We start from the raw sequence: 18,322 nt of genomic DNA on the forward strand, positions 1-18,322 counted from the left end.
ATTCCTGCTGAACCGCTCTTCCGATCTGAGCAATACGGCGGCGTCGGGATCGGCGAAACTCACCGTCACCTCCTCGGTCTCGTCCGGCAGCTCCCGCCGGTCGTTCATCCGGGCCACGAGCGCCCCGCGGTCGAGCGCGAGTTCTTCGACGGCGGCTGGGGTGATCGGGCGACCCTCGCCCTCGACCGTCACGATGACGACGGCGTCCTCGACATCGTGCTGGCGGACGCGTTCTTGCACGCGGTCGATGCCTTCGCCCGCCTCGATTTCAACGTCGACGAAGACGAACTCGCGGGTGTCGGTGAGCGCGCGACGGCTGATGGCGACGCCGTCTTCGTCGGCGGCCTCGCCACCGAACTCGACCAGATTGTATCCCCGCGCCTCGCGCTCGCTGGCGCTCGCACGTTCGGTCGACCCGCAGTACGTGACCCAGGTATCGAGCACGTCCGCGGTCTCGGGCGCGTGGTTGTCCCCGAGGAGCACGGCGTCGAACTCGACGGTCGCCTCCTCAAGCATGCGTTCGGTATCCCAGTCCGCGTGGGCGAACGGTTCGAACAGGCCGTGGCCCACCAGCGCCGCGTGGGTCGCCTCGTCGGGATGCGGACTGAACTCGTAGTCGAGTTCGTCTCGCCGGGAGCGGGGGACGAAGTCTTGTCCGTAGATGGCGATGTCGTTGACGACTTCGGGGGTCGGTCCGAGTCGCGTCGCGAGGCCGATGTCGGCGAAGAGGTCGAGCCACTGTGCGTCGCGTTTGCCCTCGTGGTTGCCAACGATTGCGAGAAAGGGGATGTCGGCGTCGTCGAGCGTTCGGAGGACGTCGATGGTGCCCTGGAGGTCGACCAGTCCCGGCCGGCGGTCGTGAAAGAGATCGCCGGCGTGGATCACGGCGTCGACGTCGGCCGCGACCGCGTCCTCGGCGACGGTTCGAAACGCCTCGAGAAAGTCCCGTCGGCGGGCGGGCGAGTTGTACTGCTGGTACCCGATGTGGGTGTCGCCCGTGTGTATCACCCGTGTCATCTACCCGTCATTGGTGTGTGGGCCCTAAAGAGGTTCCGCGACCGGAGTGAAAGTAGTCTTCGCTGAGAAATCTCGATTCGGGAACTGCGGCTCGCGGATCGAATCATCTCCACCGCCGGCGAGTTCCGGTTGCGGCCGTTCAGGCGTCGATATCGAGACTGTACAGGCGCTTGCGGGCGTCCGAGAAGGAAAAGCGAGCGTCGACGACGTTCTCCTCGTCGAGCCGATTCAGCGCGTAGCGCACCGTTCGGGCGGGGAGCAGGGTCTCGTCGGCGATCTGCTGTTGGGTCATCGTGTCGTTGTACTCGAGGACCTTCGCGACGAGTTTGGCACTCGGGGGAAGTTCGCGCACGTCGTCCCAACTCCCTCGCTCCTGTTCGGTCTCCTGCCGAAACGTCTCTGAAGCACTCATCGTATACCCATTACCGAATACGAGGTGATAATATTTTCTGTTTCGTATAATGCCCCATAGTTATATATGGAGGCAATGGAGCAGTGAACTCGTTGTAAACCGGGGAGGGAAAAACGAGCCATCGAGCGGCTCTCGGCGAGAAGTGGCGGAATCGAAGCCGGTTGAATCTGTCGGCACAACCGGCTTCAGCGGGGACAGATGACCCGAAGCCTCTTATGAACCAACACCTAAGGAACGGGTGATGACTGACACTGTGGACGACGTCGACCTCCCATATGACGAGGACGAGGCGTCCCAACAGGAGAAAATTCAGGCACTCGAGGACCAGCTGGAAATCCTCGAGTCGCAAAACGAGGAGATGCGCGACAAGCTCCTCGACGCGAACGCCGAGAACAACAAGTACCAGCAGAAACTCGAGCGGCTCACGCACGAGAATAAGAAGCTAAAGCAGTCCCCACTGTTCGTCGCCACCGTCCAAGAACTCACCGACGAGGGCATCATCATCAAACAGCACGGGAACAACCAGGAAGCCCTGACCGAAGTGACCGACGAGATGCGCGAGGAGATCGATCCCGACGCCCGCGTCGCCGTCAACAACTCCCTCTCTATCGTCAAGACGCTCTCCAACGAAACCGACGTTCGGGCCCGCGTCATGGAAGTCACCGAGAGTCCCGAAGTCAGCTACGAGGACATCGGCGGCCTCGAAGACCAGATGCAGGAAGTCCGCGAAACCGTCGAGATGCCCCTCGAGAAGCCCGACATGTTCGACGACGTCGGGATCGACCCACCGAGCGGCGTTCTGCTGTACGGCCCGCCGGGTACCGGAAAGACCATGCTTGCAAAGGCCGTGGCCAACCAGACCAACGCCACCTTCATCAAGATGGCCGGCTCCGAACTCGTCCACAAGTTCATCGGCGAGGGAGCCAAACTGGTCCGGGACCTGTTCAAGGTCGCCCGCGAGCACGAACCCGCCGTCATCTTTATCGACGAAATCGACGCCATCGCCGCCAAGCGCACGGAGTCGAAGACCTCCGGCGACGCCGAGGTCCAGCGGACGATGATGCAACTCTTGAGCGAAATGGACGGCTTCGAAGACCGCGGCGAAATCCGTATCATCGCCGCCACCAACCGCTTCGACATGCTCGATCGCGCGATCCTCCGCCCCGGCCGCTTCGACCGCCTCATCGAAGTTCCAAAGCCGAACCAGGAGGGCCGCGAGATCATCTTCGAGATCCACACCCGCGGCATGAACGTCGCCGACGATGTCGAGTTCAGCGCACTCGCCGAAGCGGCCGACGAGGCCTCGGGTGCCGACATCAAAGCGGTCTGTACCGAGGCCGGGATGTTCGCCATCCGCGACGACCGCACCGAGATTCAGATGGCGGACTTCGAGAACGCCTGGGACAAGGTCCAGGCCGAATCCGACGAGACCGAAGACGTGTCGAAGACGTTCGCCTGATCGGTCTCTCCTGTTGGGCCGTCATCCGTTTTGAGGAACTGTCTGCCGTCATTTTCTGTCGACGACGATCGTGAACTCGCCAGCGGCTGCTTTTCGTGCACGGGATCGAGAATCTCTCTATACCAGCACGGAGCAGAATTTGTGATATGTAGCACTCATATAAACGATCTTTGTTGTCAGTCGGGTGGTCCGTCGTGATGGCTGGAAGACAGCCCGATTCCGACAAGACGGCACAGCAACGGCACACGACTGGCACGGCCGGTCGGCGGACGATCCTCGGAACGATCGGAGCAGTTACGGGACTCGCAGTCGGGACCGTCGGTATGAGCGACACCGGTGCGGCACGGGAGGGCGACGACCGGGTAGCTTCGTCCGAGCGCTCTCGCTCCGGCCCAACGCACGGCCCACACCTGACTGCACACCGCGGGTACGCCGATATCTTCCCGGAAAACACGGTCGCGGCGGTCGCCGGCGCATCGCGGCTCCGAGCGGACCGCATCGAAATCGACATTCAGCCGTCCGCGGACGGCGAAATCGTCGTCTTCCACGACGAGTTCCTCGACGACCTGACGGACGAGACGGGACGCGTCGCCGAGACGCCCGCCGAAACGGTGCTCGGAGCCGAGGTTCTCGAGAGCGGGGAGACGGTGCCGACGCTTCCGGCAGTTCTCGACGCCGCCCGCCCGAACGTTACGATGAACATCGAGTTCAAGGACAACGGCGATTACTCCTGGCAGGAAGTCGCCGACCGCACCCTCTCGATCGCAGCCGACTATCCGGGCGAGTTCTACGTCTCGTCGTTCGAGACGGCCGCGCTCGAGGCGGTCCGGAACGTCGATCCGAGCGTGTCGGTCGCGAAGCTCTTCGGGTCGAACAAAGACGAAAATCTTCAGACCGCGCGCGAACTCGACGCCGAGGCGGTCAACCCGTCGCTCGGCGTCCTCGATACTGAACTCGTCGAAACGGCTCACGAGGAGGGCCGTGCTGTGAACGTCTACACCATCGATACCTGGCAGGAGGCGCGCCAGCCCCTCGAACTGGGCGTCGACGGGCTTATCGCGGATTATCCGAGCGTCCTCGAGTTCGGAACCAGCAAACAGGTGTAATCCGCCGACGGTCGTTTCACCGTCGGTATCGTAGCGAGGCTCGAACGCGTGGGAAGACGCAACGTCTGGCTCTCTCCCCTTTCTCTTACAGCAATGCCGAGAAGACGAGCCACGGCACGACGAAAAGGGCGATCGTCAACACCGCGAGGAGCAACAGGTAGCCAGCGCCCGTTCCGAGCGCGGTGATCCAGGCCGGATGCTTGAACTCGTTGAGATCGACTGCCATATCCATACCGTTCGCTGACGAGCGTATAAACGTACCGGACAGCGGCAGTGGGATAGCAGCGGTAGCCAGCGACGCAGGCCATCTGAGAAGCCGACGAGAGCCGGGGTCATGCTACCGTGTGGCGTTGCGCTTCCGGACCGTTTTTACCGGGTGACTGGCTAGAGGGCCGTAATGACGAAGATCGTCGTGGTGGACAACCACGGGCAGTTTACGCACCTAGAGCGCCGGGCGCTTCGCGACCTCGGCGTTGACACGGAATTGATCGACAATGACACCCCACCGGAAGCGATCGAGGCGGACGGCGTCGTCCTCTCGGGCGGACCGGACATGGACCGCATCGGCGCTTCCGCCGAGTATCTCGAAGCGGACGTCCCTGTTCTCGGCATCTGTCTCGGCATGCAACTCATCGCCGAGGAACTCGGCGGCCGCGTCGAGGGCGGCGACTACGGCGGCTACGCCGACGTTACCGTTGAACTCGTCGACGCGGACGACCCGCTCACCGGCAATCTGCACCCCGAAACGCGAGTCTGGGCGAGTCACGCCGACGAGGTCGTCGAACTCCCCGACGGCTTCGAACGGACGGCAACGAGCGACGTCTGCGGCATCGAAGCGATGAGCGATACCGACCGGGAACTCTACGGCGTCCAGTGGCATCCGGAGGTCGCCCACACCGAGGAGGGCGATGCGATTTTCGAGAACTTCCGGGATATCTGCGAAGCAGCGTAAGGTCGATCCGGACGAGTCAGAGTTCTTCTGCGGTCGCTCGCAACTGTTCGATAACCGACGGCCGCCCGCGACAGACGAGCGTCACGGTATCGCCGTCGTAGTCGACGGTGTCGACCGACGTGCGATCGTACGCCTGCGAGACGAGCGACATTGCGTCGTCGCAGTTCGGCAGCCGAAACACTGCCCGTTCGGCCGGCAACCGGTCCAGGATCGTCGTCCGAAGCGGTTCGAGGTGTCTCCCCGTCCGAACGCTTATCGGGACCAGGTCCGAGGCAGATGCCGGGAGGATCGACCGTGCTACCGAGCAGCGACGCGCCCGCTCGCGGACGCCGAGCAGATCGACTTTGTTCAGGGCGGTGACGATGCGGTCGTCGTCGACGCCCTGTGCGTCGAGCACGTCGAGCGAAAGCGTGAGTCGCTCGCGAAAGCGGGCCGGGGGATCGCTCGCGTCGACGACCAGCACGACGACGTCCGCGGCGGCCGCCTCCGAGAGCGTCGCGCTGAAGGATTCGACGAGTTCGTGCGGGAGATCGTCGACGAAGCCGACGGTGTCGGTCGCGAGGACGGGTCGGCCGCCGATGGTCGCTCGCCGCGTCGTCGTTTCGAGGGTTTCGAAGAGGCGATCCGCGATGGTGGCGGTCGGGGCGTCGTCGGAGCGATCCGTCGCTGGCGTCTCCGGTGATCGGTCGGGCGATCGCGAGCGCGCGGGTGGCGAGTACGACAGGTCGTCCGCGAGCCGGTGCAACAGCGTCGACTTGCCGGCGTTGGTGTAGCCCGCGATCGTGACGAGATCGAATCCCGCTTCGCGACGGCGTTTGCGAAACTCGGCCGCTGGATCCTGGCACGCGGACAGTTTGCGTTCGAGGCGGTCGATTCGGTCGCGAACGTCGTAGACCGGCGACCCCGTTTCGGTTTGTCTGTTGAGTAACCCTTCGTCCGCGGCTTCAATGACGCGCGGGAGTTCGTATCGTAGCGTCGCGAGTTCAACTTGCAGTTGCGCACGGCGCGTGCCGGCACCGTCCTCGAACCGTTCGAGAACGAGCCGGTAGCGATCGATCACGGTCGTTTCGTCCGGCATCGATGATGCGAGCGCGTGGTGCTGGCTCGGCGTCAGTTCGCCGTCGACGACGACGCGTTCGGCGTTTCGGTCTGCGACGGTCCTGGCGAGTTCGGTGACCGTGCCGGCCCCGAAGTGGGTGCCGGGGTCCTCGGGACCGACCTGGGTGCGTTCGGCGACGATTTCGTGTCCGGTTGCGCGGGCTAACTCGGTGATTTCGTCGGTATCTACGGGAGCGGTTGCTGATCGTTTCGCGATGACTGTGCGTCGAGTCGGCGTGTTCGATTGTACCATGAGTGGGTGTTCGGTGGCATGGGTCGGGACGGAATCGGTGCTCGCCGCGGTTCGCGCGGGAGCCGCGGCTCTCGACGTGGTGACGGCCGGGTGCTCGCTGTGTGGTTTCGCCGCGTTGCGGTTCCACAGTGTCGCGTCTTCGCGGACTCGAACCTGTTCGATGTCCGATTCGATGCAGTACTCTGGGCCTGAAACCGCAGCCTGAAACTGCCGCTCACGACGGCGGCGAGCGATCCCGGCTTACCGGATGAAAAGGGTCTCCATAGTCCTCAAGTTCACTTCAGTAAGGAGCGATATAGCACTTTGGCCGGTGTGTGAACAGGACACACGATCTCGCGCCCAGCACGGGACCGAGACGACCGCCACGCTATTGGTCTCCCACCAGAACATGGTAGATAATGACAACCGATACAGTCGGCCGATTCGAACGCAGCCTCGACGAACTCGCAGTGAGCGTCGAGTTCACGTCGGCGACCGATGCGACCGACCGGCTCGACGCGATCCTCGAGACGCCGGCCGTCGGCGTCCCACTGCCGTTCGACGGCGTTTCGGTTCCCGAATCCGTGACGACGAGTCCGACGGCTGCCGAACTCGCGGACGCCCGAACCGGCATCACGCCGGCCACGTTTGCGATCGCGGAGTACGGTACCGTCGCGATCGAGTCACGAGCAGCCGGCGACGAACCGATCAGCCTCTACCCGGAGCACCACGTCGCCGTCGTCGCGGCGACCGATATCGTCCCGGACATCGGGGCCGGATTCGATCGTCTCGCTGACCGGTTCGCGGCCGGCGGCGACAGCATCGTCTTCGCGACGGGCCAGAGCGCGACCGCCGACATGGGCGGACTCGTCCACGGCGTCCACGGTCCCGGCGAGGTCACCGTCGTCGTACTGGAGGACCGATAACCGATGGCCGAACGCAGCCACGCACCGGACCAGTCCGACACGAGTGCAGCGCCGAACTCGCGAGCGGAAACTGCTGCCCACCTCCGTCACCTGCTCGAGACCGAAGGCGAGGCGATCCACACCCAGACCAGCGTCTCGAATTATCGCCGTGCGCAGGTGTACGACGAGACGGACAACCTCGACGCGTTGCGAACCGAGGCACGGGCGATCAAAGAAGATGCCATCGATCGTCTCCCCGAGTTGATCGAGACGGTCCGCGAGGCGGTCGAAGCGAACGGCGGCACGGTCTACGTCGCGGACGACGCCGCCGACGCGAACGCGTACGTGGCCGACGTGGTCGAAGACCGCGCGGGTGTCGACGACCCGGAAGCGGCCACCGGCAGCAAGGAGGGCGAGGCCGGCGACGGCGATGGCAACGGGAACCGGCCGTCGGTCGTCAAATCCAAATCGATGACGACCGAGGAGATCGACCTCAACGACGCCCTCGAAGCCGACGGTATCGACGTCACTGAAACCGACCTCGGGGAGTGGGTCCTCCAGGTCGCAGACGACACACCCTCGCACATCGTCGGTCCCGCGATGCACCTCACCCGCAAGGAAATCGCCGATCTGTTCGTCGAGCACTTCGATCCCGACGTCGAGTTCGACACGCCGGAAGCGCTCACGAAATTCGCCCGCGACCACCTCGGCGAGCACATTCAGGACGCCGACGTCGGCATTACGGGCGCGAACTTCGTCGCCGCCGACAGCGGAACGATCGCGCTCGTGACGAACGAGGGCAACGCCCGCAAGTGCGCCGTCACGCCCGATACGCACATCGCCATCGCCGGCGTCGAGAAACTGATCCCCTCGGTTCGCGACCTCGAACCGTTCGTCGACCTGATCGCAAAGAGCGCGACGGGCCAGCCGCTCTCCCAGTACGTGACAATGCTCTCGCCGCCGACGAACTCGCCGACGATCGACTTCGAGTCGCCGGACAAGCCGCTCGGCGGCGATGACAGCACAGCTGCCACCAATCGGGACCGCGAGTTCCACCTCGTCCTCCTCGACAACGGCCGCACGGACATGCGCCAGGATGACCAGCTCCGGGAGACGCTTTACTGCATCCGATGCGGAGCCTGCTCGAACTCGTGTGCGAACTTCCAGTCTGTCGGCGGCCACGGCTTCGGCGGCGAGACCTACTCCGGCGGCATCGCCACCGGCTGGGAGGCCGGCGTCCACGGACAGGACGCCGCGGCCGAGTTCAACGATCTCTGTACCGGCTGCACGCGCTGCGTCGACGCCTGCCCGGTGAAGATCGACATTCCGTGGATCAACACCGTCGTCAGGGACCGCGTCAACCGCGACGACGACCCCGAGGCGTACGACTTCCTCGTCGACGGCCTGACGCCGGACGACGAACCGGACGGATTCGACCTCGGCAAGCGCTTCTTCGGCAATATCGCCACCGTGACGAAACTCGGCAGCGCGACCGCGCCCCTCTCGAACTGGCTCGGCGACATCGAACTCGTTCGCTCGCTGCTCGAGCGCACGCTCGGGATTGACCGGCGACGGGACCTGCCGACGTTCGAACGGCAATCGCTCGTCGACTGGTTCGCGGCCCGCGGCGGCGAACGGGAGTCGAGACGGCGAGCAGCGGCCGCCGGCCCGGAGGACCGGAACCGGACCAGTGAACTCGACCGCGAGGTCGTCCTCTACCCGGATATCTACACCAACTACGTCGACACCGACCGCGGGAAGGCCGCCGTCCGAACGCTCGAGGCGCTCGGCATTCCCGTCTCCGTCCCCGACCTGCCCGAAAGCGGGCGTGCACCCCTCTCGCAGGGAATGATTTCGACAGCGGATCGACAGGCCAGCCGGGTCTACGCTGCGCTGGCCGAAGACCTGGACGCGGGCCGCGACGTCGTCGTCATCGAACCGTCCGACCTGGCGGCGTTCCAGCGCGAGTACGAACGGTTCCTGCCGGAACGGTCGTTCGAACGCCTGCGGGACAACAGCTACGAGATCTGCGAGTTCATCTTCGGCCTGCTCGAGAACGGGGCGGACTCGGACGCGCTCTCGACGGGCGATGGTGATGGAGCTGAAGATGAAGATGGCAACCGGTCGATCGCCTACCACTCGCACTGCCAGCAGCGCACGCTCGATCTCGAAGCGCCGACGACGGCCCTGCTCGAGCGCTGTGGCTACGCGCCACAGACTTCCTCGGTCGAGTGCTGCGGGATGGCCGGTTCCTTCGGCTACAAGCGAGAGTACTACGAGGTCAGTATGGACGTTGGCGACCGGCTTGCCCGGGAGTTCGACCACGGGGAGACGGATCTGGTCGTCGCCTCGGGAACATCCTGCGGCGACCAGCTCGAGGCGTTACTCGAGCGGGATGTACCCCATCCGGTCGAGGTGCTCGCGCCGAACTCGGCGGTGTAGAACCGCCAGATGCAGGATTCGTGGCCGGTCTCTTCCGATCGGACGGGTGGCTCGAACGGGTGTGAAAACGGGAGAACAGGCGAACGGACAGGACGGTGGAGAATTATTCCCCGAACAGGTCGTCGACCGCCTCGCGTGCAACGCGTGCGGCCTCGTCTGCGACTTCCTTTGGGTCGGTCCCGTCGTCGCGCTCGGGTGCGTTGAGATAGATGTCGACTTCGAGAACGCCGTCCTCGAACGACACCGTCACGTCGAGATCGCGTACGTTCGACTGCTTGTACCGCGAGAAGATCAGTCCTTCTGCGGCCTCGGCGGCCGTCTGGACGACTTCCTCGTCGGTCGGCTCAGTCGGTCGCTCGTCCGTCGAATCGCTGGTCGACATCGACAGTTACGCGCCGCCTGCACCCGGGCCGCCAGGGCCGGCCGGGCCGCCCATGCCGCCCGCGCCGCCGAGCAGGTCTTCGAGTTCGTCCTGCAGGCTCTCGAACTGGTCCTGGACGCGATCTTCCTGCTTTTCGAGGGTTTCGAGGCGGAGTTCGAGCGAGTCGACCTTTTCGTCGAGGTCGTCCTCGGCTGCCTCGTAGTCCGTCTCGACGAGGAGGTCGCCGACCTGCCGGTACATCGTGGTGTCCTCGTCGATGTTCTCGAGTTCGTTCTGGGCGTTCTGGGCCTCGGTAAGACCCGATTCGGTCTCCTGTTTCTGGACGGCGACCTGCTGGGCGGTCTCTTGCAGGTCCTGAAGCTGTTCGATTTTCTCCTGTGCCTCCGGCGGCAGATTCCCTTGCATGTCTCGACCGTCGCCCTCCGCACTGATAAAGCCAAGCTTTGCGTTCGGACAGCGCCGGGCTGCTGGTGCAGCCCGTAGCCCTACCCGCTTGGCAGTGGAGTGCACGGAGTGCACGAGCGATGCGACGCCGCGACGCACTCGCCGCTGGCGGGTCCGCCCTCTCGGTCTCGCTTACCGCCGGCTGCCTCGAGACGCTCCGGCGCGAGGATGCCTGGCGCGAACTCGTGGTCGACCCGCCCGACGGCGTCTACGTTCCGCCTCACGTCGACGAGATGCTGCCCTACGCGAGGATGACCGCAGCCGGGTGCGAACTTTCGCTGCTGGGGTCGCGCCCGCACTCCTTCTGGATCGTCGCCGGCACAGAGCGGAGCCGGGCCGACGTTCGATCGCGACACGCACTCCATCTGATGGTGGTCGTTCGGGATGCGGAGACGGGTGTGATTCTCCCCGCACCGGTGACGGTACGGATTCGGCGCGGGAGGGCGAGCGACGACGGCGAGCGAATCGACCAGCGAGATCTCTGGCCGATGCTCTCGCAGCGAATGGGGCCCCACTACGGCGATAACGTCCCGCTCGACGGCGATGGGACCTACACGGCGACGGTCCAAGTCGGCCCGCCAAGCGTCGCGCCGACCGGTTCCTTCGCCGGTGAATTTGGGACGACAACCGTCGACCTCGAGTTCGAGTACGAGGCCGCCGCAATCGATGCACTCGAGCGCCGGCTGATCGACGCGGACGAGGGCCGAGGCGAATCCGACGCGCTCGAACCGATGGGCGACCACACCGGAGACGCTCGCGGTCACGACCGCGATAGTGCTGAACTCGCGTTCGATCGCGAGGGCGTGACTCGAATCGGATCCGAAACGAGCGACGATATCGTCTACGTCGCCGCGCTCGTCGAGGACGATGTCCGAAACGCGGCGGAAACGAAAATCCCGGCGCTCGCGGTAACGGCGCGGACGGCGTACAACCGGTACGCACTTCCGTTTGCGTCGCTGACGGCTACGATCTCGACAGACGGTGATCGGATCGCCGGCGGGCCGCTCGAAGGGACGATCGACCCGCGGTACGGACACCACTATCGAACGCCCGTCGATCCGGACACCCTCGAGCGCGGCGACACCCTTTCGATCGGCCTCGAAACCCCGCCGCAGATGGCGCGTCACGAAGGGTACGAGACGGCGTTTCTCGAGCCGGCCACGGTTCGGCTGCCGCTCGATGCGCGGTAGCCACGCCTGTCAGCTGGTTTCGCCGGACCGGCGGCATCACTCGGATTGTCCCCTACCAGTGGTCAGAACGGGGCCGTCAGCCGTTCGGAGGAGGCCCAGACCGAGAACGAGCAACAGGACGCTCACGAGGATCCACGGGGGGTTCCACGCCTCCGTTCCGTGGACGACGTTGTGCAGGTCGAGCACGTAGTGGTCGACGATGCCGTCGTAGACGTTGAACACGCCCGCGCCGACGACAATTGCACCGAGCAGGTACCGGGTCGAAAACCGTTCGGCGGTTCCGTTGACGAGCCGCCAGAGCAGCCCGAGCCCCACGAGCGTGATTCCGAGCGTCGCCACCAGAAAGAGTCCGTCGAACATGACGTTCGTCCGCAGTCCGTCGAGACTGTACGGATCGTAGTATCCCGAGAGAAGGTGATGCGTCTGGAACGTCAGGTGAAAGACCACGGTGTCGATGACCGCGCCGAACCCGAACCCGATCGTTCCGCCAGCGAGCCCCAATCGACGACGCGTTCCGGCGGCTGTCGACATATACCGACTTCGACGACGGCAGGCAAAAAACGAAAACCAGCAACTGCCGCGGCCACAGTCGCAGTCGCACCGATGGAATCGAGTCGGAGCGAGTTCACCGGAAACCGGCACCAGTACCGGAACCGGAAATCGGTACCAGTACTAACGTGATTCTGCCGACTATCGGTCGTGGCGCGCAGCGACACCGATCTCCACCGTGCGTTCGGCGACATCGACCAGCGCAAACCAGGTATTTACCGCTGCCCGAAGTGCGATCACGTCCTCGGCATCGATCCGAATCGTGACGACCGATCCGTCCCGCTCGATCGTCGTCCGGGAGCGCTCGTCGTCGATCTCGCCGATCTCGCGGGCGACGCTCTCTGCGACGACTGTCGCCCGCTCGGAAGACTCGTAGTCGAACTCGAGGAGTGTGTCGTGTGAAGCCACGGGAATCGATTTTCGAGAGGTGGTTACATCAAAACTGAACGCTGTTGTGGGCAGTCATCGGCCGGTCGACGCCGGCATGGCCGCGGCCTGGGACTAGGTGGCGTCGAGTTCGACGCCTCGATAGTGGATATTCGATTTGGGATCCCGTATCAGCGTCGATACCGACGACAGGCGGTCACCGGCGTTAGTTGACGTCGACTTCCTTGACATCACGACTGCGTTCTTTCAGGAGCACGCGGTGACCGCAGTAGGGACAGCGGACGCCGCCGTACTCGTCGAGTTGCACGTCACGTTTACAGCGGGAGCACTTGTAACTCATTCTAAGAGGGGATAGAGAGGCGTTAGTCGTCGTCCTCGGCGAGCGCAGCGCGGATCGAGCGCTGAACCGTGCGACCGGCGGGCGTCTCCGGACGGTAAGCACCGCCGGTGAAGACTTCGCCGGTCGCTTCGTTCTTCCAGATACCGGTCCCGACGCGTGTCACGTCGTCACCGTCGACCTGTGCGTTCTCCATGTCGTCTTCGATCTCGCTGATGCGACGCCGGGCGACGCGACCGTAGCGTGCGCCAAAGCGGCCCGCGCTACCGATGGTTCCTTTATCGGCCATAGTACTGCTGTCTATCCGGAGCGGATTCTTAAACCTGTTGAGTTACTGTTCCCGGCACGCACTCTCGTGTCGGAGCGCGTCGCCGGCGATCGAGTCGATATCCGTCAATCGTTTCCCGTCAGTCGTTTTGCTCGCTATCTGCGGCCTGGTCGGCCACCGGTCCGACGAGTAACTCCCGGAAGACGACCGCAAGCGCAACGAGCGGACCGACCGGGGTGAGCGGTGCCGCAAGGAGCCCCGTCCCCACGCCCGTCACCGCGATCAGGGATCGCAGTGCGAGTCCGCTCACTGCGAGCAACGGAATCATAGCCAGGATCGCGTCGGCGCGCTCGAGCATGGCTAATTAGATATAATTACAGCTCCACGGATAAAGGGCAGACAACCAGCAGTGAGTGTCACTTCCATCGACTAGTGACAGTATTTGTCAGCAGCCACTGCAAACGACTCCCTACCTGAACTCGTCTTCGGCGAGCACGTCGTTGAGATCCGCACGGATTCGCTCGCCCATCTCCCGGTCGCGAGCGGTCGTCACGATGCGATTTTCCTGTACGCTCGAGCCGTCCCGGAGTAACATCCGCACGTTGCCGCCGCCGTCGGCACGCGTCACTTTCGCCCGAAGCCCCGACTGAGAGCCGTTTCCGCCCGCATCGATCGGTCCCGGAATCACCTTCTTGACGTGGGGATGTCCGGCCACGGTCTGAATCGCCCGCATCCCCGTCCGCCCCCCGATCAGCGTCGAGTGACTCCCGCCGATCTTCTCCATCGGCGGCGTCTCCACGACGTCGAGGGCTCGCGTCCCGCGGCGCTTGCGAACTTCCCCGACCGGATCGTCGGCATCGACGCGGTAGAACTCGTGGTGGACGTCTTCGCGGACTGCACGGATGACGGTACGCTCGCCGCCCGCATAGACCTCCTCGGGGCGCTTGCGCCGGATCTCGTCACCGACCAACCCGGCGAAGTTCCGGAGTTCGATCGGCTCGTTCTCGCCATCTTCGGGTGTCGTCGTGATCGTCGTCTCGCCGAGAACTGGCTCTGTCCGGTCGTGGTCGTCTTCCGCCGCGAGCATCGTCAGCGTCACTCGGTCGCGTGCGGCCTCGAGAACGACCGCTTCGGTGTTCTCTTCGCGACAGACCAGACAGAAGTCGCCGGGTTTCTCGAGCGGCGAGGCGCAGTGACGACACTCCATGACGATAGGGACGGTTGGGCGTGGACGTGTAAAACCGACCCGCTTTCGACCGGTCGCGGTGAGCCAGCGTCGGCACTCACACCGCGGGTGCCGACCGGCTATTGCCGGCCGTGAAGCCGACCCGAACGCTGAAGGTCCAGCCTCGTCTACACACGGCAGATGTCCCGGCTGCACCGTCGCTCGGTTCTGGCCCTCGCCGGCACGGTTCTCTCCGCGGGCGCTGCGGGCTGTCTCGAGTTCATCGACGACGATGGGGAGGACCTCACCGAACCGGGGGCCGGTGACGTAGACATCGTCTGGGATGACCTCGTTCGCGTCGATCCCGATACCGAGGACGAACGCGTGTTCGTCTGGGCGGTCGTCAGAAACGTCGGCGACCGCACGCTCAACTACGTCGAAATCCGGGCGACGTTCGTTGACGCCGCGGGAGCTGAACTCGAAAGCGTCATCGAACACGTCGACGAGGACGTGTCCTCGGGCGAGGAGTGGTCGTTCGAGGTCGAGTTCCCCCAGTTCGGCGAGCAGGCAGCCGCGGTCGCGGGATACGAACTCGAGCCGGTGACGGGCGTGTAGCATGATCGGGTGGGTCCGCTAACGAGCAGGCGAAACGGGCGGCGCGGACAGCGTCGGCGAGCGGACCGGACGAGAACGCGGACATGGCGGGACCGAAGACGAGGTGATCGTGATATGACCGAGCGTAATGGTGCTGCTGAGGGTGATTCCGCGCCCGGGTCTGGAACGGAGGCGCAGTCAGATGTCGGGGGCGGGCCCGGTACTGAGTCTGTTGCCGACACTAACCCCGAATCTGACACTGACCCTGATCCCAAATCTGAACCCTTGTCCACCGCCGAAACCACCCACGACGAGGGGATCACGACCCTCGCAAAACAGGGCGGCATCACGTTCGTCGGGAACGTCGTCAAGGGTGCGTTCGGCTTCGCGATCGTCATGCTGATGACCCGGTTCGTCAGCCCCTCGATCTACGGGCTGTTCGTCCTCGCGACCTCCGTCATCCTCTTCACCCAGGTCTTTGCCAACCTCGGGCTGCCGCTCGCGATCGACTACTTCGTCCCGCAGTACCTCGACACGGGCGAGCACGGCAAGGCGACCGGCGTCATCGTTCAGGTCACCGCGGTCGTCCTCGTGGCCTCGTCGATCGTCGCGTTCGCGCTCGCGGCCGGCTCGCGGACTATCGGCGACCTCTTTCAGGAACCCTCGATGCGGGTCGCACTCCTGTACCTGTCGGTGACTATTCCGATGCTCGCGATCTACAGAGTGGTACTTACCTCCGCCTACAGCATCAAACAACTCCAGTACCGCGTTCTCATGCGCGATATCGTCCGACCGCTCGTCCGCTTCGGCGTGACGGCCGGCCTCCTGCTCGCCAGTCTCGGCCTCCTCGCCCTGATCATCGGCTACGTCGTCGGCCTGTTCGTTGCCATCACCGTCGGCGCAGTCGCCTTCGTCTCCAGAGCACGCGCCCGGGGCCTCCTGACGAGCGATATCGAACTCGTCTCGGTTCGCCCGCTCGTCACCTACTCGCTCCCGCTCGCGATGACCAGCGTCGTCTTCGTCCTGATGGGACAGGTCGACTACTTCGTCGTCGGCTACTTCCTCGACGCCAACGACGTCGGCATCTACCGGGTCGGCTACATGCTCGGCTCCGGCCTGATGATCATCTTCAACTCTCTCTCGCCAGTGTTCAAACCGCTCATCGCCGAGACCCAAGACGATACTGAACTCGTCGAACGGCGGTTTCGGGTAGCTGCCCGGTGGATCGCCGGACTGACGCTGCCAATCGCGATCGTCCTCTCGCTGGGCACGAGTTCGTATCTCGCCGTGCTGTACACGCCCCAGTACGCCGAGGCGAATCTCGTCGTCGTCCTGCTGTGCGGGGCGTTTCTGTTCAACGTGACGGTCGGCGGGCCGAACGGCTCGCTGTTGCAGGGGATGGGGTACTCGCGGATCGTCTTCGCCAATACGCTCGTGCTCTTCGGGGCGAATTTCCTCGTGTCGATGGCGCTCGTGCCGGTGGTCGGGATCGAGGGGGCGGCGATCGGATCGGCGACGGCGCTGGTTTTGGTGGGCGGGCTCACGCTCGGTGAGGTGTACGTTATCGACGGGATTCAACCGTTCACCCGGGATTTCGCCAGGGTCGTCGGTGCCGGCATTCCGGCGACGATTGCGGGTGTGCCGATCGTGGTCGTGCTCGAGTCGGCGCTGCTGATCGTCGGGTTGCTGCCGGTCGTCGTGGTCGGCGTCTATCTGGGTTCGCTGGTCGTTACGGATGCGTTCACCGAGGAGGATGCTCGCATGCTCCGCGAGTTCAGTCCGGCGCTCGAGCGGTGGTTGCCGATGGGTTGACGGTGGTGGCTGCGTCTCGCGGTCGGCTCACTTGCCGACGATGCCGCGTTTCCAGGTGCCGAGGCGGAACCAGGCGACGGCGACGACGAACGAGAGGACCATGCCGAAGGAGTAGGCCCACCAGATGCCCTCGGTTCCCCAGTCGAGGCCGGCGATCGTCACGTCGAGTCCCGGAATCGTCACCGCCCAGGCGAACGCGAGCACGAGGGCGACCGGGAGGCGAAAGACCCACCGGGAGAGGATCGAGAGGACCATTGCCTCCAGCGTGTTTCCAGCGCCGCGAAACGCGCCCTGGATGACCATGACGCCGGCGAACAGCGCCCAGAACGGCGTCATAATTCGCAGGAAGCGCACGCCCTCGGCGATCACGTCGGGGTTGTCGACGAAGATGCCCATCGCCTGCGCCGGAACGAGAAAGAGGGTGGCGGCGACGACGAAGAGACAGCCCATCGTGCCGCCGGTCGCGGTTCGCGCGACGGCGGCGGCCCGGTCGGGCGTTCTCGCGCCGAGATTCTGACCGACGCCGGTTGCCGCCGCGTTGCCGACAGCGCCGGCGACCGACCACGTGACGGACATCAGTCGAACGCCGATGCCGTAGGCTGCGGTCGGCGTCGCGCCGAACCGGGCGACGAGTCCGGCCATTGCGACCGAGGCGAAACTGCGAGCCCAGCCGTCGACCGTCGAGGGCGTCCCGACGGAGACGAGTTGCCACTGGACGCCGAGGTTCGGTCTGAGGTCTCCGAGACGGAGTCGGACGCCGAACCGGCCGTCGAGCAGGATGGCAATGCCCGCCGCCGTCGCGAGTCCGCGTGAGATGAACGTGGCGACGGCGGCCCCGCGCGTTCCCATCGCGGGGAACGGTCCCCAGCCGAGGATGAGGAACGGGTCGATCACGACGTTGATGCCGGCGGAGACGAACACGAGCCACATCGCCGTCTTCGTGTCGCCGGCACCCTGCAGCGAGGCCCGAAAGGCGAAAAACAGGAAGGTAAGCGGCAGCGCGAGGAAGATGATTTCGATGTAGGCGAGCGCCTCGACGAATACCTGCTCGCGAGCGCCGATGAGTCCCAATAGCGGCCGCCGGAAGAAGAGCCCGACGACGGCGAGAACGGTCGAAACTGTAAGCGTCAGGAGCACGGTCTGCGCCACCACACGGTCCGCCGTTCTGTCGTCTCCGGAACCGACGTACTGCGAGACGAGTGCGATCGTCGCTGCGGTGATGCCCATCGCCGTCGAGACGAACATCCACGACAGCGGAAACATGAGCGAGACCGCAGCGACAGCGATTTCGCCGTCGCCAACTCGACCGACCCAGAACATATCCGCGAGGTTGTAGACCGTCTGCAGGAGATTACCGAGGACGAGCGGCCAGGACAGCGCCAGCAGTTTCGGCGGGATCGCTCCCGTCGTCATATCGACGCGCTTTCGCTCCGGTTCCGAACCTGTTTCTGACACGACTGCTCTCGTCCATGTCTCTCCCGGCGACGTGAAAGAACTCCCGTTCCCGGCGGTTCCTGGCGGTCCCCGCTCGGTGTCCGCCAGCCGGCACATCGAAGGTGACAATCCTCTAC

General features: G+C 64.6%; 20 protein-coding genes. 8 read left to right on the plus strand and 12 right to left on the minus strand.

What is annotated here, in order from left to right; translation table 11 throughout:
- Positions 1-1,156: 1,156 nt before the first annotated feature.
- A complete protein-coding gene (locus C484_RS08385) occupies positions 1,157-1,429 on the minus strand; it encodes a MarR family transcriptional regulator (protein WP_006664414.1) in 273 nt (90 codons plus the stop codon).
- 241 nt (positions 1,430-1,670) lie between these two features.
- Between C484_RS08385 and pan1 the strand changes: the two genes are divergently transcribed.
- Together pan1 and C484_RS08395 are read left to right on the plus strand one after the other, a co-directional pair.
- Positions 1,671-2,888, plus strand: a complete 1,218-nt coding sequence (gene pan1 / locus C484_RS08390; protein WP_006664413.1) for a proteasome-activating nucleotidase Pan1 — start codon at positions 1,671-1,673, stop codon at positions 2,886-2,888.
- A 197-nt stretch (positions 2,889-3,085) separates the two neighbouring features.
- Positions 3,086-3,994 (plus strand): glycerophosphodiester phosphodiesterase, encoded by a 909-nt coding sequence (locus C484_RS08395; protein ID WP_006825508.1) that lies wholly within the window; start codon positions 3,086-3,088, stop codon positions 3,992-3,994.
- Between the two features lie 85 nt (positions 3,995-4,079).
- Here the strand turns inward: C484_RS08395 and C484_RS23630 are convergent, their stop codons facing one another.
- The gene (locus C484_RS23630) at positions 4,080-4,220 is read right to left on the minus strand and encodes a hypothetical protein (protein ID WP_162832063.1); all 141 of its coding nucleotides are present in this window, start codon (positions 4,218-4,220) and stop codon (positions 4,080-4,082) included.
- A gap of 171 nt (positions 4,221-4,391) precedes the next feature.
- On the opposite strand from C484_RS23630, the gene C484_RS08400 reads away from it, so the two are divergent.
- Positions 4,392-4,946, plus strand: a complete 555-nt coding sequence (locus tag C484_RS08400) for a GMP synthase subunit A (protein WP_006825509.1) — start codon at positions 4,392-4,394, stop codon at positions 4,944-4,946.
- Between the two features lie 16 nt (positions 4,947-4,962).
- Here C484_RS08400 and hflX read toward each other — a convergent pair whose 3' ends face one another.
- Complete coding sequence (hflX, locus tag C484_RS08405; RefSeq protein WP_006825510.1) at positions 4,963-6,297, minus strand: GTPase HflX; 1,335 nt, start codon at positions 6,295-6,297, stop codon at positions 4,963-4,965.
- 398 nt (positions 6,298-6,695) lie between these two features.
- On the opposite strand from hflX, the gene C484_RS08410 reads away from it, so the two are divergent.
- Together C484_RS08410 and C484_RS08415 are read left to right on the plus strand one after the other, a co-directional pair.
- Positions 6,696-7,202 (plus strand): LUD domain-containing protein, encoded by a 507-nt coding sequence (locus C484_RS08410; protein WP_006825511.1) that lies wholly within the window; start codon positions 6,696-6,698, stop codon positions 7,200-7,202.
- 3 nt (positions 7,203-7,205) lie between these two features.
- Positions 7,206-9,623, plus strand: a complete 2,418-nt coding sequence (locus C484_RS08415) for an LUD domain-containing protein (protein WP_006825512.1) — start codon at positions 7,206-7,208, stop codon at positions 9,621-9,623.
- A gap of 103 nt (positions 9,624-9,726) precedes the next feature.
- On the opposite strand, the gene C484_RS08420 is transcribed toward C484_RS08415, so the two are convergent.
- Together C484_RS08420 and C484_RS08425 are read right to left on the minus strand one after the other, a co-directional pair.
- Entirely contained in the window at positions 9,727-10,005 is a 279-nt protein-coding gene (locus C484_RS08420; protein WP_006825513.1) for a DUF3194 domain-containing protein, read from the minus strand.
- 6 nt (positions 10,006-10,011) lie between these two features.
- The gene (locus tag C484_RS08425) at positions 10,012-10,410 is read right to left on the minus strand and encodes a prefoldin subunit beta (RefSeq protein ID WP_006664406.1); all 399 of its coding nucleotides are present in this window, start codon (positions 10,408-10,410) and stop codon (positions 10,012-10,014) included.
- Between the two features lie 119 nt (positions 10,411-10,529).
- On the opposite strand from C484_RS08425, the gene C484_RS08430 reads away from it, so the two are divergent.
- On the plus strand, positions 10,530-11,639 hold the full coding sequence (locus C484_RS08430) for an iron transporter (RefSeq protein ID WP_006825514.1): 1,110 nt from the start codon (positions 10,530-10,532) through the stop codon (positions 11,637-11,639).
- 36 nt (positions 11,640-11,675) lie between these two features.
- On the opposite strand, the gene C484_RS08435 is transcribed toward C484_RS08430, so the two are convergent.
- The 6 genes from C484_RS08435 to C484_RS08460 form a co-directional block, all read right to left on the minus strand.
- A complete protein-coding gene (locus C484_RS08435; RefSeq protein WP_006825515.1) occupies positions 11,676-12,170 on the minus strand; it encodes a DUF2243 domain-containing protein in 495 nt (164 codons plus the stop codon).
- Positions 12,171-12,329: 159 nt separating this feature from the next.
- A complete protein-coding gene (locus tag C484_RS08440) occupies positions 12,330-12,596 on the minus strand; it encodes a KEOPS complex subunit Pcc1 (protein ID WP_006825516.1) in 267 nt (88 codons plus the stop codon).
- Between the two features lie 184 nt (positions 12,597-12,780).
- The gene (locus tag C484_RS08445) at positions 12,781-12,915 is read right to left on the minus strand and encodes a DNA-directed RNA polymerase subunit P (RefSeq protein WP_004215399.1); all 135 of its coding nucleotides are present in this window, start codon (positions 12,913-12,915) and stop codon (positions 12,781-12,783) included.
- 22 nt (positions 12,916-12,937) lie between these two features.
- Complete coding sequence (locus C484_RS08450) at positions 12,938-13,201, minus strand: hypothetical protein (protein WP_006664402.1); 264 nt, start codon at positions 13,199-13,201, stop codon at positions 12,938-12,940.
- 118 nt (positions 13,202-13,319) lie between these two features.
- Positions 13,320-13,538 (minus strand): hypothetical protein, encoded by a 219-nt coding sequence (locus C484_RS08455; protein WP_006825517.1) that lies wholly within the window; start codon positions 13,536-13,538, stop codon positions 13,320-13,322.
- A 111-nt stretch (positions 13,539-13,649) separates the two neighbouring features.
- Positions 13,650-14,387, minus strand: a complete 738-nt coding sequence (locus C484_RS08460) for a DUF2103 domain-containing protein (protein WP_006825518.1) — start codon at positions 14,385-14,387, stop codon at positions 13,650-13,652.
- A 159-nt stretch (positions 14,388-14,546) separates the two neighbouring features.
- Between C484_RS08460 and C484_RS08465 the strand changes: the two genes are divergently transcribed.
- Positions 14,547-14,960 (plus strand): FxLYD domain-containing protein, encoded by a 414-nt coding sequence (locus C484_RS08465; protein ID WP_006825519.1) that lies wholly within the window; start codon positions 14,547-14,549, stop codon positions 14,958-14,960.
- A 114-nt stretch (positions 14,961-15,074) separates the two neighbouring features.
- Positions 15,075-16,751, plus strand: coding sequence for a flippase (locus tag C484_RS08470; protein ID WP_239640946.1), 1,677 nt, complete (start codon positions 15,075-15,077; stop codon positions 16,749-16,751).
- A gap of 27 nt (positions 16,752-16,778) precedes the next feature.
- Here the strand turns inward: C484_RS08470 and C484_RS08475 are convergent, their stop codons facing one another.
- Positions 16,779-18,206 (minus strand): MATE family efflux transporter, encoded by a 1,428-nt coding sequence (locus tag C484_RS08475; protein WP_006825521.1) that lies wholly within the window; start codon positions 18,204-18,206, stop codon positions 16,779-16,781.
- Positions 18,207-18,322 lie beyond the last annotated feature (116 nt).

It is taken from the genome of Natrialba taiwanensis DSM 12281 (assembly GCF_000337595.1).
Lineage (GTDB): Archaea > Halobacteriota > Halobacteria > Halobacteriales > Natrialbaceae > Natrialba > Natrialba taiwanensis.

What these genes read in the sequence shown, in the direction of transcription:
- C484_RS08385 (WP_006664414.1), bottom strand. Translation starts at nt 1,429, where the DNA reads ATGAGTGCTTCAGAGACGTTTCGGCAGGAGACCGAACAGGAGCGAGGG.
- pan1 (WP_006664413.1), top strand. Translation starts at nt 1,671, where the DNA reads ATGACTGACACTGTGGACGACGTCGACCTCCCATATGACGAGGACGAG.
- C484_RS08395 (WP_006825508.1), top strand. Translation starts at nt 3,086, where the DNA reads ATGGCTGGAAGACAGCCCGATTCCGACAAGACGGCACAGCAACGGCAC.
- C484_RS23630 (WP_162832063.1), bottom strand. Translation starts at nt 4,220, where the DNA reads ATGGCAGTCGATCTCAACGAGTTCAAGCATCCGGCCTGGATCACCGCG.
- C484_RS08400 (WP_006825509.1), top strand. Translation starts at nt 4,392, where the DNA reads ATGACGAAGATCGTCGTGGTGGACAACCACGGGCAGTTTACGCACCTA.
- hflX (WP_006825510.1), bottom strand. Translation starts at nt 6,297, where the DNA reads ATGGTACAATCGAACACGCCGACTCGACGCACAGTCATCGCGAAACGA.
- C484_RS08410 (WP_006825511.1), top strand. Translation starts at nt 6,696, where the DNA reads ATGACAACCGATACAGTCGGCCGATTCGAACGCAGCCTCGACGAACTC.
- C484_RS08415 (WP_006825512.1), top strand. Translation starts at nt 7,206, where the DNA reads ATGGCCGAACGCAGCCACGCACCGGACCAGTCCGACACGAGTGCAGCG.
- C484_RS08420 (WP_006825513.1), bottom strand. Translation starts at nt 10,005, where the DNA reads ATGTCGACCAGCGATTCGACGGACGAGCGACCGACTGAGCCGACCGAC.
- C484_RS08425 (WP_006664406.1), bottom strand. Translation starts at nt 10,410, where the DNA reads ATGCAAGGGAATCTGCCGCCGGAGGCACAGGAGAAAATCGAACAGCTT.
- C484_RS08430 (WP_006825514.1), top strand. Translation starts at nt 10,530, where the DNA reads ATGCGACGCCGCGACGCACTCGCCGCTGGCGGGTCCGCCCTCTCGGTC.
- C484_RS08435 (WP_006825515.1), bottom strand. Translation starts at nt 12,170, where the DNA reads ATGTCGACAGCCGCCGGAACGCGTCGTCGATTGGGGCTCGCTGGCGGA.
- C484_RS08445 (WP_004215399.1), bottom strand. Translation starts at nt 12,915, where the DNA reads ATGAGTTACAAGTGCTCCCGCTGTAAACGTGACGTGCAACTCGACGAG.
- C484_RS08450 (WP_006664402.1), bottom strand. Translation starts at nt 13,201, where the DNA reads ATGGCCGATAAAGGAACCATCGGTAGCGCGGGCCGCTTTGGCGCACGC.
- C484_RS08455 (WP_006825517.1), bottom strand. Translation starts at nt 13,538, where the DNA reads ATGCTCGAGCGCGCCGACGCGATCCTGGCTATGATTCCGTTGCTCGCA.
- C484_RS08460 (WP_006825518.1), bottom strand. Translation starts at nt 14,387, where the DNA reads ATGGAGTGTCGTCACTGCGCCTCGCCGCTCGAGAAACCCGGCGACTTC.
- C484_RS08465 (WP_006825519.1), top strand. Translation starts at nt 14,547, where the DNA reads ATGTCCCGGCTGCACCGTCGCTCGGTTCTGGCCCTCGCCGGCACGGTT.
- C484_RS08470 (WP_239640946.1), top strand. Translation starts at nt 15,075, where the DNA reads ATGACCGAGCGTAATGGTGCTGCTGAGGGTGATTCCGCGCCCGGGTCT.